This is a genomic window from Agreia sp. Leaf244, assembly GCF_001422695.1.
In the GTDB taxonomy this organism is placed as follows: domain Bacteria; phylum Actinomycetota; class Actinomycetes; order Actinomycetales; family Microbacteriaceae; genus Agreia.
Genome location: NZ_LMLX01000005.1, coordinates 127,672 through 144,592 on the forward strand (window position 1 = coordinate 127,672; position 16,921 = coordinate 144,592).

The following is a 16,921-nucleotide window of genomic DNA, read 5'->3' on the forward strand; positions in this document are numbered from 1 at the left end:
TCAGTCGGTCGAGCGGGTCGCGGCCGCGATGATCGCTGTGAGCGACGCCTGCATGGCCTGAAGCTCGGAGACGGGCATGCCCAGCTGCTCGATCATCGTCTGCGGGATGGACTCGGCGCGCGAGCGCAGCTCCCGTCCCTTCGGCGTGAGCGTGACGTCGAGACGCCTCTCGTCGGTGGCGCTGCGTCGACGATCGATGAGGCCGGATGCTTCGAGCCGCTTGAGCAGGGGAGACAGGGTCGCGGGTTCGAGTTGCAGGGCTGCGCCGAGGTCCTTCACCGATCTCGGATCCTGCTGCCACAGAGCGAGCATCACCAGGTACTGCGGATGGGTCAGCCCGAGCGGCTCGAGAACGGGCCGGTAGAGAGCGATGACACTCCGAGATGCGACAGCGAGCGCGAAGCACACCTGATTCTCGAGTGCGAGCACATCGACATCGTCGGTCACGCCCGCCCCTCCTGTTCGTGCCGTTCGCACGAATCAATAGGGCACTAAGTATATGGCGCCTACAGCCCCGGAACGTGTCGGATGTTCGACCGCGCGAGCTTGACGGCCTCTCCGACGCCGCCGTTCAACACGAGCTTCGACATGGCCAGACCGAAACCGCTGACCTGCTTCGCCGTGATCGTGGGCGGCAGCGACAGCGCCAGCGGGTCGGTGCTGATGTCGACCAGCGCGGGGCCGTCATGGGCGAAAGCCTCGCTGAGCGCGTCCTTCAACAGCCGCGGGTCGTCGACCCGTCGCGCGAAGAAGCCGAGCGCCGTCGCGACCGCGGCGTAGTCCACACCGGGCACATCCACGCCGAAGTCGGGATAGCCGTCGACGAACATCTCGAGCTTCACGAGGCCGAGGGTCGAGTTGTTGAAGACGACGACCTTGATCGGCAGCCTGTAGGCGGCGATGGTGACGAGTTCTCCGAGCAGCATCGACAGGCCGCCGTCTCCCGAGATCGTGACGACCTGCCTGCCGGGATACGCCGACTGCGCTCCGATCGCCTGGGGAACGGCGTTCGCCATCGAACCGTGCAGATACGAGCCGATCAGCCTCCGCCTGCCGTTGGGTGTGATGTACCGGGCCTGCCAGACGTTGCCCATGCCGGTGTCGGCCGTCACGATCGCGTCGTCGGAGATGAGCTCGTCGAGCACGGTCGCGGCGAACTCCGGGTGGATCGGCACCGTCTGGTCGACGTCGGTGTACTTTCCGACCACGGAGTCGAGGAGCTTGTGGTGCCGCTTGAGGGTCTTGTCGAGGAACGACCGGCTTCGCTCGCCCCGGATCAGAGGTGTCAGGGCGGTGAGGGTGGATGCGACGTCGCCGTGGATCGCGTGCGTCACGCTCGCCCTCCTGCCGAGGTGCGAGGCGTCGGCGTCGATCTGCGCGATCACGACCTTGCGCCCGTCGGGCAGGAACTGCTCGTAGGGGAAGTCGGTGCCGAGCAGGATGAGCAGCTCTGCGTCGTGGATCCCGGCGTGGGCGGCGCCGTAGCCGAGAAGGCCCGTCATGCCCACATCGAAGGGGTTGTCGTACTGGATCCACTGCTTGCCGCGCACGGTGTGGCCCACGGGCGCGGCGAGGAGGTCGGCGAACGCCACCACCTCATCGTGCGATCCTTCAACGCCGGCCCCGGCGAAGATCGCCACGGTCTTCGCCTCGTTGATCGCGGCGGCGAGGGCCTCGATGTCGGCGGTGTCGGGCACGATCGCGGGCGTGCGGGGCAGAACGAATGCGGGGGCCGAGCCCTCGGCATCCAGTTCGGCGACGTCGCCGGGCAGCGACACCACGGCCACGCCGCCGAGGCCCGTGGCGTGACGGATGGCCGAGTTCACGACGCGGGGCGCCTGCTCGGCCGTCGAGACGAGCTCGCAGTAGTTCGAGCACTCGACGAAGAGCCTGTCGGGGTGCGTCTCTTGAAAGTAGGAGCTGCCGATCTCGATGCTGGGGATGTGGCTCGCGATCGCGAGCACGGGAGCACCGGATCGATGGGCGTCGAAGAGGCCGTTGATGAGGTGCAGGTTGCCAGGGCCGCAGCTGCCGGCGCAGACGGCGAGGCGGCCGGTGAGCTGTGCCTCGGCTCCGGCGGCGAAGGCCGCAGCCTCCTCGTTCCGCACATGGATCCAGTCGATGCCGCCATGGGCCGAGCCCCCGGTGCGGCGAACGGCGTCGACCACGGGGTTGAGGCTGTCGCCCACGATTCCGTAGATGCGGTGCACGCCCGCGTCGATGAGCTGGGCGATGAGCTGGTCTGCAACGGTTCTGGCCATAGGCCCAGTAAACCGTGCGCGGCTGGACGGGGCCTAGGACGCCTGTCGAGTCTCTGACGCTGCGCGCGGCCACCGCCGGGAGATCCAGAGCACCCCGGCCGCGGTCAGGCCGATCACCGCGGCGATCAGCACCACGTAGAAGGCGACCGATACGTAGCCCTGGGGCGAGGTGTTGGGGTTGAGGAACGGGTAGGGGTACCAGTAGTCGGTCGCGGCGACCTGATCGACCACGAACGGCGCACGCACCAGCGTGTAGACGACCCACGCGATCGGGTAGATCAGGATGACGCCGATGCGGCGCGCCCCGAGCGGTCGACGACCGGGCGCGAGGATCCAGTCGATCAGCAGATATGCGGGAGCGACGGCGTGCAGGATCTCGTTGGACCACCCGAGGGTCGCGCCCTGGGGAAGCTCGATGCCGCGCAGCAGCAGGTTGTACACGATGCCGGTCACGACCATGTAGGTGACCACCGCGGCACGCGTCACCTGGAACCACTCGGGATCGGGGCCACGACGAGACACCAGCAGGTATGCGCCGATGGCGAGAACCACGATCGCGGCGATGTTCGACTCGATGGTGAAGAAGCTGAAGAAGTTCACGATGTTGCTGCCGACGTTGGTGACGCCCCTCGACGACCAGAAGCCGAGGCTCGTGATCAGCTGGCCGACGATGGCGGCGACGATCGCGATGGCGACGGCCGCTCGGAGGGCCGCGAAGAGGATTCTCATGCCGGTGTCATCCCCTTCGACGCGACCGCTGTACCTGTAAGACGCTGTGCCTGAAAGACGCTGTGCCTGAAAGACGCTGTATTCAAGAGAACCGTATTCGCTCCAGGGGAGCCGTGTGCCCTCGACTGGATTTGAACCAGCGACCTATTCCTTCGGAGGGAAGCGCTCTTCCGCTGAGCTACGAGGGCGTACTCCAGAAAACCTATCAGAAGCGGCGCACAGTAGCGCGCTCCGCCGCGTGCACGCAACGGCCGCACGGGCAACATCATTCGGAAACATTCGGATGACATGATGCTGCTCATGAAGCGCTCCGTCTCCGCCCACATCGCCGTTCGAATCGACAGCCCGGTGACCATGGTCTTCGCCGCATCCGTGGCGGAGGGCATCACCCGGGAGGTCGAGACCCTCGACTTCCGCTACGGGGGGAGCAGCATCACTCCCGTGGAGATCAGCGACCTGCACGGCACCCGGCTCCATCAGTTCACCGTGGGCGCAGGGACCCTCACCATGGACTACTGGGCGACGGTGACGGGGGAGGCCGTGCCCGCCGCGATCACGGCCATCGACCGCATCACCTACCTCAAGCCCAGCAGGTACTGCGAGTCCGACATCCTGCTGCCGACCGCCGTATCGGAGTTCGCCGGGCTGAAGGGCAGGGCACTGCTCGACGGGGTCAGCTCCTGGGTCGGCGACAAGCTGAGCTATGTACCGGGCTCGAGCCTGCCCACCGATGGAGCCGTGCGCACGCTGCTCGCGCGGCAGGGGGTGTGCCGCGACTACGCCCATCTCGTGGTCGCACTGCTCCGGGCCCTCGACGTTCCGGCGCGACTCGTCGCGGTCTACGCGCCCGGGCTCGATCCCATGGACTTCCACGCCGTGGCCGAGGCGTTCATCGATGGCGCCTGGCACATCGTGGATGCGACGGCCCTGGCGCCCAGACAGAGTCTCGTGCGCATCTCCACGGGCCGCGACGCCGCCGACACCGCCTTCCTCACCAACCACGACGGACTCCTCACCTTGACCGAGCTCGAGGTGACCGCGACGGTGGACGAGCTGCCCACCGACGACGTCACCCAGCTGGTGCAGCTGCGCTGACCGGGGCGGCGGCCCGCGCAGACGTCCGGCACGGCCCGAACGGTAAGATCGACGCTCGTGACTCCCGAACAGCTCTCCCTCGCCCTCTTCGACATCGTGACCGCCCGCATCGAGCGGCGCCGTGCCGCCGGGGAGACCGTTCCCGACGGCGCCGTCACGATCGCCGATCTCGCGCTCGAGCGGCCGCGCAACCGCGACCACGGAGACTGGGCGTCGAACGTGGCCATGAAGTTCGCGGGCCGTCTCGGCACGAACCCCCGCGCCTTCGCCGCCGAGATCACCCCCGAGATCGAGGCGATCCCCGGTGTGGCGTCGGTGGATGTCGCGGGTCCGGGATTCATCAACATCACGCTCGACGTCGCGGCGGCCGCCGAGATCGCCCGACAGATCGTCGACGCCGGCGACGCGTACGGGCGCAACGACTCCCTGGCGGGCCTCTCGGTGAACATGGAGTTCGTCTCGGCGAACCCGACCGGGCCCCTGCACCTCGGACACACCCGGTGGGCCGCACTCGGCGACGCGATCGCCCGCGTGCTGCGCGCATCCGGTGCCGTGGTCGCGACCGAGTACTACATCAACGACGCCGGCAACCAGATGGACAACTTCGGCCTGTCGATCCTGGCGGCGGCCAAGGGCGAGCCGACGCCCGAGAAGGGATACCCGGGCGCCTACATCGGCGAGCTCGCGAAGCACGTGCTCGAGAGCGTGCCGAACCTCCTCGACCTGCCGCTCGACGAGGCCGTGCCCCTCGCCAGGGACCTCGGCTACCTGAAGCAGCTCGAGGAGATCAAGGACTCCCTCGAACGCTTCCATGTGCACTTCGACGTGTTCTTCTCCGAGCGCACGCTGCACGCGGCCGACCCCGAGACCGGTCGAAGCCTCATCGACGACGCGGCCGACCGCCTGCGCGCCCAGGGCCACGTCTTCGAGGCCGACGACGCGGTGTGGGTGCGCACCACCGACTTCGGCGACGACAAAGACAGGGTGCTCACCCGCGGCAACGGCGTCGTCACCTACTTCGCCGCCGATGCTGCGTACTACCTCAGCAAGAAGGACCGCGGCTTCACCGAGAAGATCTACCTCCTGGGTGCAGACCACCACGGCTACGTCGGTCGACTCAAGGCCCTGGCGGCCGCGGCGGGCGACGACCCGAACGTGAACATCTCGGTGCTGATCGGCCAGCTGGTGAATCTCAACGGAGCCAAGCTCTCGAAGCGCGCGGGCAACATCATCGAGCTCGACGACCTGCTCGAGTGGGTCGGCGCCGACGCGCTGCGGTACTCGCTCGCCCGGTATCCCGCGGATTCGCCGCTGTCGCTCGACGGCGACGTGCTGCGGTCGAAGACCAACGACAACCCGGTCTTCTATGTGCAGTACGCCCATTCGCGCACCCGTTCGGTTGCACGGAACGCGGCCGCGGCCGGCGTCGAGCGCTCCGCCTTCGATCCGTCGCTGCTGTCGCACGAGTCGGAGACCGAGCTGCTCGGATCGCTGCAGGAGTTTCCGCGGATCGTGCAGAAGTCGGCCGAGCTGCGCGAGCCGCATCGCATCGCCCGCTACCTCGAAGAGGTCGCCGGCCACTACCACCGCTGGTACTCGCAGGCCCGTGTGCTGCCGCTCGGCGACGAGCCGATCAGCGACCTGCACCGCACCCGCCTGTGGCTCAACGACGCCGCCGGCCAGGTCATCCGCAACGGGCTCGACCTCCTCGGAGTGTCGGCCCCGGAACGGATGTAGCGGAGCATCGTGGGGGAGTCGACGTACCCGACAGAGCCTGTTCCGCGCCGCCGTCGGCGTGGCGTCGGGGTGGTGATCGCCCTGGTCGTGGTGGTGGTGGTTCTCGCCGTCGGCGTGGTCGTGGCCGACGTGTCGCTGCGGGCTTACGCCCAGAACCGCGCGGCCTCCGAGATCGCCGCGAGCCTTCCCGACACGGTCGACGGCGACATTGATGTAACGATCGACGGCTTCTCGTTTCTGCAGCAGTACCTCTCGGGCACATTCGATCGGGTGGAGCTCGACGCTCCCGCCCTCACGGTCTCCGGGGTTCCGGTCGACGCGCACGTCGTCGCCACGGGGGTCCCCACCGATCTGTCGAAGACGGTCGGCACGGCGTCGGCCACCCTCACCCTCAGCCAGGACGCGGTGAACAGCGTCGTCGAGGTTCCGGGATCAGCGACCCTGACGCTCGACGATCAGGCCGTCGGCTACGACGGCACGATCTCCTTCCTCGGACTGAGCATCGACTACCTGGTCACCGCCTCCGTCTCGGTGACGCCCGATTCGGTCGTGCTCACGCCGCAGAAGGCCACGCTGACCGCCGGCTCGGCCGTGGTCGACGCCTCCGACGCGCTCGACGCGGTGCTCGACGAGAAGATTCCCCTCTGTGTCGCTAGCTACCTGCCGCAGGGCGTCGAACTCGCCGACCTCACGATCGAGCCCGGCCAGGCGACCGTCGTGCTCCGGGCATCCGATTTGTCGATCGACGAGACCAGCCTGAGCACCCTGGGCGTCTGCCCATGACCGACCCCCGGTTCTCGTTCCACGACGTGGGCGCGTCGACCGGCGGAGTGCGCGCCCTCGCGATCACCGACGATTCCGCGGTGTGGTGCGTCGACTGCTCCGCGGCCGTCGTGATGAGACGGTCGTCCGACGGCGAACTGAGTCGGTTTGCTCTCGGGGAGGCGACCGCAGAACCGCGCTCGGTGTCCGCGGCGACCCGCGACTCGGTCTGGGTGACCGATCGCGGCACCGACAGGATCCTCCGACTCGACCCCTCCGGGGTCGTCTGGTCGACGCGGGCTCCGACACCGGATGCCGGGCTCGGTGACATCGTCGGCCTCGACGACGGCAGCGCCTGGTTCATCGAAGAGCGGGCGGATGCGATCGGTCGCGTCGACATTCTGGGCCGCGTCACCGAGTTCGCCCCGGGAGCTGTCGGGGGAGAACCGTACTCCATCGCGTCCGACGGCACGTCGGTGTGGTTCGGCCTGCCCGGAGCACATGCCATCGCCTACGCCAGGGGCGGCGACTCGCAGCCCGGTCTGGTGCGCTTCCACGACCCGATCGCCGCCCCGACCGACGTGAGCGTCGGCGACGACGGATGCCTGTGGTTCGCCGATCCCGGTCGTCGCGTCATCGGCCGCCTGGCTCGCGGCGGCGCGGTCGACGAGTTCGTTCCGGCCGAGGGCCTCCGCCCGACCCGCGTCGGCGCAGATTCCCGGGGCGGCTGCTGGTTCACGATTCAGCAGCGCGCATCGATCGGACGTGTCGACGGCGACGGGCGCATCACGACGATCGACATCCCCGGCGATCGTGGCATTCCTGTTGCGATAGCCGCTGCGCCGTCGGGCGACGTGTGGCTCGCCCTCGACAGCGGCGACCTCGTGTGCTTTGCCTACCCCGGAGACCCGGCCGACGGCATCCAGTAGTATTTCTGCTGTCGCCCTTCTGCGGGCGTGCACAGGCTTCAGGAACCAATCCGGGTTCGCTCGCCCCCACCCGACCACTGGTCCCGTGCCGGGACGATCGATCTCATCCGAGGATCCTCAATGACCTCCGTCGCAAGTCCCCTCGCGCCTGACTGGCTGGCCCTGCCCGCCGACGCGAACGATCTCGCCGCCTCGGTGTGGCCGTCGAGCTCCCTCCGCGATCGGCACGGCGTGCTCTCGATCGGCGGCGTTCCCGCAACCGACCTCGTGCAGCAGTTCGGCACTCCGCTCTACGTGGTCGACGAGGAGCACGTGCGTGCGCGTGCCCGCGAGACCCTTGCGGCGTTCACCGAGCAGTTCGAGCGCATCGGAACGCGGGCGAAGGTCTACTACGCGGGCAAGGCGTTCCTCAGCACCGCCGTCGCGCGCTGGGTCAGCGACGAGGGCCTGGGCGTCGATGTCTGCACGGGTGGAGAGCTCGCCATCGCCCTGGCGGCGGGGGTCGATCCGGGCCGCATCGGCATGCACGGCAACAACAAGTCGCTCGACGAGATCGAGCGGGCCGTCTCCGCCGGCGTCGGAACGATCGTGATCGACAGCGAGATCGAGATCGATCGCGTGGCCGCGGCCGCCGCCCGGCTGGGCCGTGTTCAGGGCGTGAGACTGCGCGTCAACAGCGGGGTGCACGCGCACACGCACGACTTCCTCGCCACCGCCCACGAAGACCAGAAGTTCGGCTTCCCCCTCGATCGCGCCGAGGCGGCCGTCACGGCGATCCGTTCGCACGCCGGCCTCGAGTTCCGGGGCCTGCACTGCCACATCGGCTCGCAGATCTTCGGTGCCGACGGCTTCGCGGAATCAGCGGCACGTCTGCTCTCTCTGCACGCGAGGCTGCTCGAGACCGGCCCGGTGCCCGAGCTCAACCTGGGAGGCGGATTCGGCATCGCGTACACGACGGCCGACGACCCCACTCCCATCGCGGAGCTCGCCGCCCGCATCGCGAGCATCGTCGAGGCGGAGTGCGCTGCCCTCGGCATCGCCCTTCCGGTCGTGGCCTTCGAGCCGGGACGCTCGATCATCGGCGGCGCGGGAGTCACCCTCTACAGCGTCGGCACCATCAAGGACGTCGATGTCACACTGCCTGGCGGTTCGGCCGACGCCACGGCGCCCCGACGCTACGTGAGTGTCGACGGCGGCATGAGCGACAACGCACGGACGGCCCTCTACGGTGCCGACTATTCCGTGCGCATCGCGAGCCGCGCATCCGATGCCGATGCGGCCCTCGTGCGCATCGCGGGCAAGCACTGCGAGTCGGGCGACATCGTCGTGAACGCGGACTACCTGCCCGCCGACGTGACTCCCGGCGACCTGCTCGCCGTTCCCGCGACCGGCGCCTACTGCTGGGCGCTGGCAAGCAACTACAACATCGTCGGTCGCCCGCCGGTCGTGGCCGTCGCCAACGGCGAGGCGCGCCTGCTCATCCGCGGCGAGACCGAGCACGACCTTCTCGCGCGCGACACGGGTTTCGCGCCGACTGCACCTGGAGCATCATGATCGCCTATCGCAACCTCCGAGTCGCCCTCCTCGGGGCCGGCTCCGTCGGCGCCCAGGTGGCGACGCTGCTCACCGAACACCACGACGAGCTCGCCTCCCGGGTCGGCGCCGGTCTCGACCTGGTCGGCATCGCCGTGCGCGACGTCGACGCGCCCCGCTCGGCGCCGCTCGACCCGGCACTGCTCACGACCGACGCGATGAGCCTCATCGAGTCGGCCGACATCGTGATCGAGCTGATGGGCGGCATCGAGCCGGCCCGCAGCTACATCCTGCACGCGCTCAATTCGGGTGCCGACGTCGTCACCGGCAACAAGGCGCTCCTCGCCGCCCACGGGCCCGAGCTGCAGGCCGCCGCCGAGCAGGTCGGTGCACAGGTCTACTACGAGGCCGCCGTCGCGGGAGCGATTCCGATCATCCGCCCCCTGCGGGAGAGCCTGGCCGGGGACCGTGTCAAGCGGATCCTCGGCATCGTCAACGGCACGACGAACTTCATCCTCGACAAGATGGACGTGGAGGGCGACACCTTCGAGAACGCCCTGGCCGTCGCGACCGAACTGGGCTACGCCGAGGCCGACCCCACCGCAGACATCGAGGGCTACGACGCCGCGCAGAAGGCCGCCATCCTCGCCCGGCTCGCCTTCCACACCGACGTTCCCGTCGAGGCCGTGCACCGCGAGGGCATCACGACGATCACGGCGGCGCAGGTGAGCCAGGCGCAGAAGGCCGGCTACGTGGTGAAGCTGCTGGCCATCTGCGAGCGGCTCACCGACCCGGAGACCGGCGTCGAGGGCGTCTCGGCCCGCGTGTATCCTGCCCTGATCTCCCGCCAGCACCCGCTCGCGGCCGTCCATGGCGGAAAGAACGCGGTGTTCGTCGAGGCCGAGGCCGCAGGCGACCTGATGTTCTACGGCGCGGGAGCGGGCGGCATCGAGACGGCCTCGGCCGTTCTCGGCGATGTCGTCTCTGCGGCTCGACGTCACGTCGCCGGCGGTCCGGGCGTCGCGGAGACGACCCACGCCAACCTCACCATCCTGCCGATCGACAGCGTGAGCACGCGCTATCAGATCACCCTCGAGGTTTCGGATGCGCCGGGCGTGCTCGCGCGCATCGCCTCGCTGTTCAGCGAGCACGGCGTCTCCGTCGAGGCCGTGCAGCAGTCGGTCGCGTCGGTGGGCCCGGATGCCGTGGCGGCCGGAACGCCGGACGGCTCCGGCACCGCTACCCTTGTCATTGTCACCCACATAGCCAGCGAGCGCGCACTGTCGCGCACGGTGGCCGCCATCGCCGACCAGACGGTCGTCGTGCGGGTCGAATCCGTCCTGAGAGTTGAAGGAGCATGAATCCCGTGAGCACCACACGAGCATCCCGCCAGTGGCGCGGAGTGCTGCACGAGTACGCGGACCGCCTCGACATCTCGGAGGCGACCCCCATCGTGACGCTCGGCGAGGGTGGAACGCCCCTCATCCCCGCGCCCGCGCTGTCTGCTCGCACCGGCGCGCAGGTCTACGTGAAGTTCGAGGGCATGAACCCCACGGGCTCGTTCAAGGACCGCGGCATGACCATGGCCATCTCGAAGGCCGTCGAGCACGGCGCCAAGGCCGTCATCTGCGCGTCCACCGGCAACACGTCGGCGTCCGCTGCGGCCTACGCGACCCACGCGGGAATCACGGCCGCCGTGCTCGTGCCCGAGGGCAAGATCGCCCTCGGCAAGCTCAGTCAGGCCATCGCGCACAACGCCGAGCTGCTGCAGGTTCGCGGAAACTTCGACGACTGCCTCGACATCGCCCGCGACCTCGCCGAGAACTACCCGGTGCACCTGGTCAACTCGGTGAACCCCGACCGTATCGAAGGCCAGAAGACCGCCGCCTTCGAGGTCGTCGAGGTCCTCGGCGACGCTCCCGACTTCCACATCGTTCCCGTCGGAAACGCGGGCAACTACACGGCCTACTCGCGTGGCTACTCCGAAGAGCTCGTGCGCGGCGAGACCACCAAGCTTCCCCGCATGTTCGGGTTCCAGGCCTCGGGCAGCGCACCCATCGTGCGCGGCGAGATCGTGCGCAACCCCGAGACGATCGCCTCGGCCATCCGCATCGGAAACCCCGCATCGTGGGAGCTCGCACTCGCCGCACGCGAGGCGAACGACGGATACTTCGGCGCCATCGACGACGACAAGATCCTCGAGGCCTACCGCATCCTCTCGGCGGAGGTCGGCATCTTCGTCGAGCCGGCGTCGGCGATCAGCGTCGCCGGCCTGCTCGAGCGTGCCGACGCCGGCGTGATCGGCAAGGGAGCCGTCGTCGTGCTCACCGTCACCGGCCACGGACTGAAAGACCCGCAGTGGGCTCTCAAGACGGCCGACGGCTCCGACGTGACGCCCACCTCGGTCGCCGTCGACACCGACGAGATCGCCGGCGTGCTCGGACTCTCGAAAGCCGACTCGTGAGCCTTGCCGGCCGTTCGGTCACGGTCAAGGTTCCGGCCACGACCGCCAACCTCGGCCCGGGTTTCGACACCCTGGGCCTCGCGCTCGCGCTCTACGACGAGCTGACCGTCACAGTGCGGGATGAGCCCGGAGCGACGGTTCAGGTCACCGGTGTGGGGGAGGGCGACGTGCCCACCGACGAGTCCAACCTCGTCGTTCGCGCCATCGCGCACGCCTTCGCCGCCTACGACCAGCCCCTGCCCGGGCTCGACCTCGTCGCCCGCAACGTCATTCCCCACGGACGCGGCCTCGGATCGTCGGGAGCTGCGATCGTCTCGGGCATCATGGCCGCCAAGGGCCTGCTCGAGGGCATCGTCGAGATCGACGCGCTCGGTCTGCTCGCCCTCGCCACCGAGATGGAGGGGCACCCCGACAACGTGGCGCCCTGCCTGTTCGGCGGGCTCACGATCGCCTGGGTCACCGCCGAGGGCCCTCAGTTCAAGAAGCTCATCGTGCACAGGGGAGTCTCGCCGCTCGTGCTCGTTCCCCAGGCGACGATGTCGACCGCCCTCGCCCGCAGCCTCCAGCCGGAGTCCGTTCCGCACGCCGACGCCATCTTCAACGTGTCGCGGTCGACGCTTCTGATCGCGGCGCTCATCCAGAGCCCCGAGCTGCTGCTCGCCGCGACCGAGGATCGTCTGCACCAGAACTACCGCGCAGAGGCCATGCCCGACACATCCCGACTGATCGGGCTCCTGCGCGAGCAGGGGTTCCCCGCCGTCGTTTCCGGCGCGGGTCCCAGCATCCTGGTGCTGTGCAGCGATCCCGCCCAGCGCCTCGCCGCCGTCGAACTGGTCGAGTCGCAATCCGCAACGCCGTGGACATCGCTCGTACTGGCTGTCGACTTCAAAGGTGCTACAGTGGTCACGCATCCGGTTGAAGCGGCTTGATCCAAGCTCGTACCCGGTAGCAATCTCACACTCATCGCTGCCCCGCGACTTACGCGTACTGGCTCAGCACCTCTCGCCCATACGCCTCGTACACGGACAGCTCTCTGTATAGAACCGCCTGCGTAGTACCGACCCGGCCCCAGGCCCGGAGCGGACAGCAGTGGAAGGAACCCCACACACGTGACTGACGTCAACCTCCGCGCCCCGGGCGCGGAAACCCGCTCAGACCTCGCCGGCCTCAAGGTCGCCGAGCTCCAGGCGCTCGCCAATGCCCTCGGCATCACCGGCGCCGCTCGCCTTCGCAAGGGCGAACTCGTCCAGGCGATCACCGATCACCAGGCCGGCGACTCCGCATCGCCCGCATTCTCCGCCGACGAGAGCGTCGTCGCCTCCCCGGTAGAGGAGACGACCGCGCAGTCCGCCCTGGTCGACCTCCCCACGAATGGAGCCGCGGAGTCGGCGTCCGACACCGAGGCCGTCGCCGACGACGCCCCCGCTGCCGCACCGCACGAAGCCGCAGCGCAGGTCGAGCTCCCGCAGATCGAACTGCCTTCTGTTGACACGTCGGCGCCGCGCAAGCGCGCTCCGCGTCGCGCGAAGTCGGTCGACGGCGCAGGAGCCGTCGAGTCCGAAACGAGACTGCCCGCCGTCTCCCACGTCAACGCCAAGAGCGACGAGCTCTCGGCCTTGCTTCCTCCCGTCACGCGCGGTCGCGCCGCCGACAAAGACGCCCGTTCGTCCGAGTCCCGTTCGACCGAGGCTCGCTCATCGGAGAGCGGCCAGTCTGACGAGAACGAGGAGCAGCGCTCCGAGCAGCCCCGCGAGCAGGGCGGTCGTCAGGGCCGCAACCGCAATCGCAACCGCGACCGCGGCGGCAACCAGCAGGAGAGGCAGAACGCCCCCGAGCAGGCCGTCGAGGCGACGCAGCAGAACGAGCGCACGCCGGATCGCTCCGGCGGGGCACGCGCCCAGAACGAGCGTGGCCAAAATGACCGCGCGCAGAATGACCGCACTCAGAACGAGCGCGGCCAGAACGAGCGTGGCCAGAACGAGAACGGCCAGAACGGTCGTGCTCAGAACGGTCGCAACCAGGGCGAGCGCGTGCAGAACGAACGCCTGCAGGGCGACCGTCCGCAGAACGAACGCTCCGACTCCAATGGACCTTCCCTCGACGACGACGGTCGCAACGACCGCAGCGCGCGCAACCGCTACCGCGACCGCAAGCGTCGGGGACAGACCGGCAACGACGAGCTCGAGCCCGAGATCAGCGAAGACGACGTCCTGATCCCGGTCGCCGGAATCCTCGACATCCTCGACAACTACGCGTTCGTGCGCACGAGCGGTTACCTGCCCGGCAACAACGACGTCTACGTCTCGCTCGGCCAGGTCAAGAAGTACAACCTGCGCAAGGGTGACGCCGTCGTCGGCTCGATCCGCCAGCCCCGCGAAGGCGACGGCAACGGTCGCCAGAAGTACAACGCGATCGTCAAGATCGAGTCCATCAACGGGCTCCCCATCGACGAGGCGGCGAACCGCGTCGAGTTCAACAAGCTGACGCCGCTCTACCCCCAGGAGCGACTGCGCCTCGAGACCGAGCCGGGCAAGCTGACGCAGCGCATCATCGACCTCGTCGCACCGATCGGCAAGGGCCAGCGCGGCCTCATCGTCGCACCGCCGAAGGCCGGCAAGACGATCGTCCTGCAGCAGATCGCCAACGCCATCTCGACGAACAACCCCGAGGTGCACCTCATGGTCGTCCTCGTCGATGAGCGTCCCGAAGAGGTCACCGACATGCAGCGCACGGTCAAGGGCGAGGTCATCGCCTCGACCTTCGACCGTCCGGCGGAAGACCACACCACTGTCGCCGAGCTCGCCATCGAGCGTGCCAAGCGCCTGGTCGAGCTGGGCCACGACGTCGTCGTGCTGCTCGACTCGATCACCCGCCTCGGACGTGCGTACAACCTGGCTTCGCCGGCATCCGGCCGTATCCTCTCGGGCGGTGTCGACGCATCCGCTCTCTACCCGCCGAAGCGCTTCTTCGGCGCTGCGCGCAACATCGAGAACGGTGGATCGCTGACCATTCTCGCGACCGCGCTGGTCGAGACCGGATCGAAGATGGACGAGGTGATCTTCGAGGAGTTCAAGGGCACCGGCAACAGCGAACTGCGCCTGTCGCGCCAGCTCGCCGACAAGCGCATCTTCCCGGCCGTCGATGTGAACGCATCCTCCACCCGCCGCGAAGAACTGCTGATGGGCGTCGACGAGACGAAGATCACCTGGAAGCTGCGTCGCGCCCTCGCCGGTGTCGACCAGCAGCAGGCGCTCGAGATCGTTCTCGGCCGTCTCAAGGAGACCACGTCGAACGTCGAGTTCCTCATGCAGGTGCAGAAGACGATGCCGGCTCCCGCGGGTCACAACGGACGCGACCTGGAGAAGTAGGCCATGTTCGAGTCAGTTGAAACACTGCTGACCGAGCATGACGAGTTGCAGGAGCAGCTCGCCGATCCGGCCTTGCACTCGGATCCCGCCCGGTCGAAGAAGGTCAATCGTCGCTACGCGGAGCTGAGCCGGATCATCGCGGCCTATCGGCAGTGGCAGCAGCTCGAAAGCGACCTCGCGGCCGCCCAGGAGATGGCCGCCGAGGACGCGTCGTTCGCCGAAGAGGTACCGGGAATCACCGACGACCTCGCGGTCGCCGAGGAGCGGCTCCGCCGTCTCCTGATTCCTCGCGACCCCAACGACGGACGCGACGTGATCATGGAGATCAAGATGGGCGAGGGCGGCGCCGAGTCGGCGCTGTTCGCGGCCGACCTCCTGCGCATGTACCTGCACTACGCCGAGAGCAAGAAGTGGAAGACCGAGATCATCGAGCAGACCTCGAGCGACCTCGGCGGAATCAAGGACGTTCAGCTCGCCATCAAGGGATCCTCGTCCGACCCCGCGCAGGGTGTCTGGGCCCACCTGAAGTACGAGGGTGGAGTCCACCGCGTGCAGCGGGTTCCCGCGACGGAGTCGCAGGGGCGCATCCACACGTCGGCCGCCGGCGTGCTCGTCTTTCCCGAGGTCGACGAGCCCGAAGAGGTCGAGATCAGCCCCAACGATCTCAAGATCGACGTCTACCGTTCCTCCGGACCGGGTGGTCAGTCGGTCAACACGACCGACTCGGCCGTGCGCATCACCCACCTTCCCACCGGCATCGTCGTGGCGATGCAGAACGAGAAGAGCCAGCTGCAGAACCGCGAGGCCGGCATGCGCGTTCTCCGCGCCCGCGTGCTTGCGCGCCAGCAGGAGGAGATCGACGCGGCGGCATCCGTCGTGCGCAAGAGCCAGATCCGCACGATGGACCGCTCCGAACGCATCCGCACCTACAACTTCCCGGAGAACCGGATCGCGGATCACCGCACCGGCTACAAGGCGTACAACCTCGACGGCGTTATGAACGGCGCCCTCGAGCCCGTGATCGAGTCGTGCATCGCCGCCGATGAAGAGGCTCGACTCTTGGAGCTCGGGGGAGCGGCGGAGTAATGAGCACCACGCTCCTCGAACCCACCGGAACTCTGAGGCCTCCCACGGTCAGGAGTCTCCTCGAGCACGGCGTCTCCGTGCTCGCGCGCAGCGGCATCGCCGACCCACAGGTCGACGCCGAGCTGCTCGTGGGCTTCGTGCTCGGAGCGAGCCGCGGCCAGGTGCAGGCCATGACGGTCACTGACAAGGCGCTCGGCGTAGAGGACGCGGTGGCGATCAGCGAAGCGATCGAACGCCGCGCCGCGAGGGAGCCCCTTCAGCACATCACCGGCGTCGCTTGGTTCCGCAACCTCGAGCTCGAGGTCGGGCCCGGCGTGTTCGTGCCGAGGCCGGAGACCGAGTTCGTGGCCGGCCTCGCCATCGATTCGCTGCGCTCGATCGTCATCGACCCGCGTCGCGAAGACGGCCCCATCGCCGTCGACCTCGGAACGGGCAGTGGCGCCATCGCGCTCTCGCTGGCCACGGAGGTGCCGCACGCCCAGGTGGTCGCCGTCGAGAACAGCTCGGCGGCATTCGTCTGGACGAAGCAGAACTTCCGCCGCATCGGGGCAGACAACGCGCGTCTCGTGTTCATCGACCTGCTCGACGCCGTTCCGGAGCTCGACGGCACCGTCTCGGTCGTCGTCTCGAACCCTCCGTACATTCCCGCGCGCGCGATTCCGCGCGACCCCGAGGTGCGACTCTTCGACCCGGAGCACGCGCTCTACGGCGGGGAAGACGGTCTCGATGTCGTCAGGAACGTGTCTCGCACCGGCCTCCGCCTGCTGCATCAGGGAGGCGTGCTCGTAATCGAGCACGGCGAGCTGCAGGGCGACGAGATCAGACGACTGCTGGATGCCGACGGCTGGCACGCCACCGCGACGCACCGCGACCTCACGGGTCGCGATCGCGCCACGACAGCGCTGCGCTGACGCCGCCGCTAAGCTGAGGCGGCGGAGAACCGAACCGGCTCTGCAC

14 protein-coding genes and 1 tRNA gene are annotated in these 16,921 nt (G+C 68.4%); 11 read left to right on the forward strand and 4 right to left on the reverse strand.

The window, feature by feature from the left end; translation table 11 throughout:
* The 4 genes from ASF06_RS14900 to ASF06_RS14915 form a co-directional block, all read right to left on the reverse strand.
* Positions 1–447, reverse strand: a complete 447-nt coding sequence (locus ASF06_RS14900; protein ID WP_055948834.1) for a MarR family winged helix-turn-helix transcriptional regulator — start codon at positions 445–447, stop codon at positions 1–3.
* Between the two features lie 59 nt (positions 448–506).
* A complete protein-coding gene (locus ASF06_RS14905) occupies positions 507–2,261 on the reverse strand; it encodes a pyruvate dehydrogenase (RefSeq protein WP_055948836.1) in 1,755 nt (584 codons plus the stop codon).
* Positions 2,262–2,294: 33 nt separating this feature from the next.
* Complete coding sequence (locus ASF06_RS14910; protein WP_055948839.1) at positions 2,295–2,990, reverse strand: Pr6Pr family membrane protein; 696 nt, start codon at positions 2,988–2,990, stop codon at positions 2,295–2,297.
* Between the two features lie 116 nt (positions 2,991–3,106).
* Positions 3,107–3,178, reverse strand: a tRNA-Arg gene (locus ASF06_RS14915).
* A 112-nt stretch (positions 3,179–3,290) separates the two neighbouring features.
* Between ASF06_RS14915 and ASF06_RS14920 the strand changes: the two genes are divergently transcribed.
* The 11 genes from ASF06_RS14920 (at position 3,291) to prmC (ending at position 16,875) form a co-directional block, all read left to right on the forward strand.
* On the forward strand, positions 3,291–4,085 hold the full coding sequence (locus ASF06_RS14920; protein ID WP_055949700.1) for a transglutaminase-like domain-containing protein: 795 nt from the start codon (positions 3,291–3,293) through the stop codon (positions 4,083–4,085).
* 57 nt (positions 4,086–4,142) lie between these two features.
* A complete protein-coding gene (gene argS, locus ASF06_RS14925; protein ID WP_055948842.1) occupies positions 4,143–5,822 on the forward strand; it encodes an arginine--tRNA ligase in 1,680 nt (559 codons plus the stop codon).
* A gap of 9 nt (positions 5,823–5,831) precedes the next feature.
* Positions 5,832–6,605, forward strand: coding sequence for an LmeA family phospholipid-binding protein (locus ASF06_RS14930; protein ID WP_162237714.1), 774 nt, complete (start codon positions 5,832–5,834; stop codon positions 6,603–6,605).
* Entirely contained in the window at positions 6,602–7,513 is a 912-nt protein-coding gene (locus ASF06_RS14935; RefSeq protein WP_055948849.1) for a Vgb family protein, read from the forward strand. Before ASF06_RS14930 ends, ASF06_RS14935 begins: the two co-directional genes overlap by 4 nt.
* Before the next feature lie 120 nt (positions 7,514–7,633).
* Positions 7,634–9,067 (forward strand): diaminopimelate decarboxylase, encoded by a 1,434-nt coding sequence (lysA, locus tag ASF06_RS14940; RefSeq protein WP_055948852.1) that lies wholly within the window; start codon positions 7,634–7,636, stop codon positions 9,065–9,067.
* Complete coding sequence (locus tag ASF06_RS14945; RefSeq protein WP_055948855.1) at positions 9,064–10,407, forward strand: homoserine dehydrogenase; 1,344 nt, start codon at positions 9,064–9,066, stop codon at positions 10,405–10,407. The genes lysA and ASF06_RS14945 overlap by 4 nt, the downstream gene beginning before the upstream one ends.
* 5 nt (positions 10,408–10,412) lie before the next feature.
* The gene (thrC, locus tag ASF06_RS14950) at positions 10,413–11,510 is read left to right on the forward strand and encodes a threonine synthase (RefSeq protein ID WP_235497216.1); all 1,098 of its coding nucleotides are present in this window, start codon (positions 10,413–10,415) and stop codon (positions 11,508–11,510) included.
* A complete protein-coding gene (gene thrB, locus ASF06_RS14955; RefSeq protein ID WP_055948857.1) occupies positions 11,507–12,439 on the forward strand; it encodes a homoserine kinase in 933 nt (310 codons plus the stop codon). Before thrC ends, thrB begins: the two co-directional genes overlap by 4 nt.
* A gap of 180 nt (positions 12,440–12,619) precedes the next feature.
* Entirely contained in the window at positions 12,620–14,878 is a 2,259-nt protein-coding gene (gene rho / locus ASF06_RS14960; protein WP_055948860.1) for a transcription termination factor Rho, read from the forward strand.
* A 3-nt stretch (positions 14,879–14,881) separates the two neighbouring features.
* Positions 14,882–15,964 carry a peptide chain release factor 1 gene (prfA, locus tag ASF06_RS14965; RefSeq protein WP_055929431.1) on the forward strand — a complete coding sequence of 361 codons (1,083 nt, stop codon included), beginning with the start codon at positions 14,882–14,884 and terminating at the stop codon, positions 15,962–15,964.
* Positions 15,964–16,875, forward strand: a complete 912-nt coding sequence (prmC, locus tag ASF06_RS14970; RefSeq protein WP_055929427.1) for a peptide chain release factor N(5)-glutamine methyltransferase — start codon at positions 15,964–15,966, stop codon at positions 16,873–16,875. Before prfA ends, prmC begins: the two co-directional genes overlap by 1 nt.
* Positions 16,876–16,921: the final 46 nt, after the last annotated feature.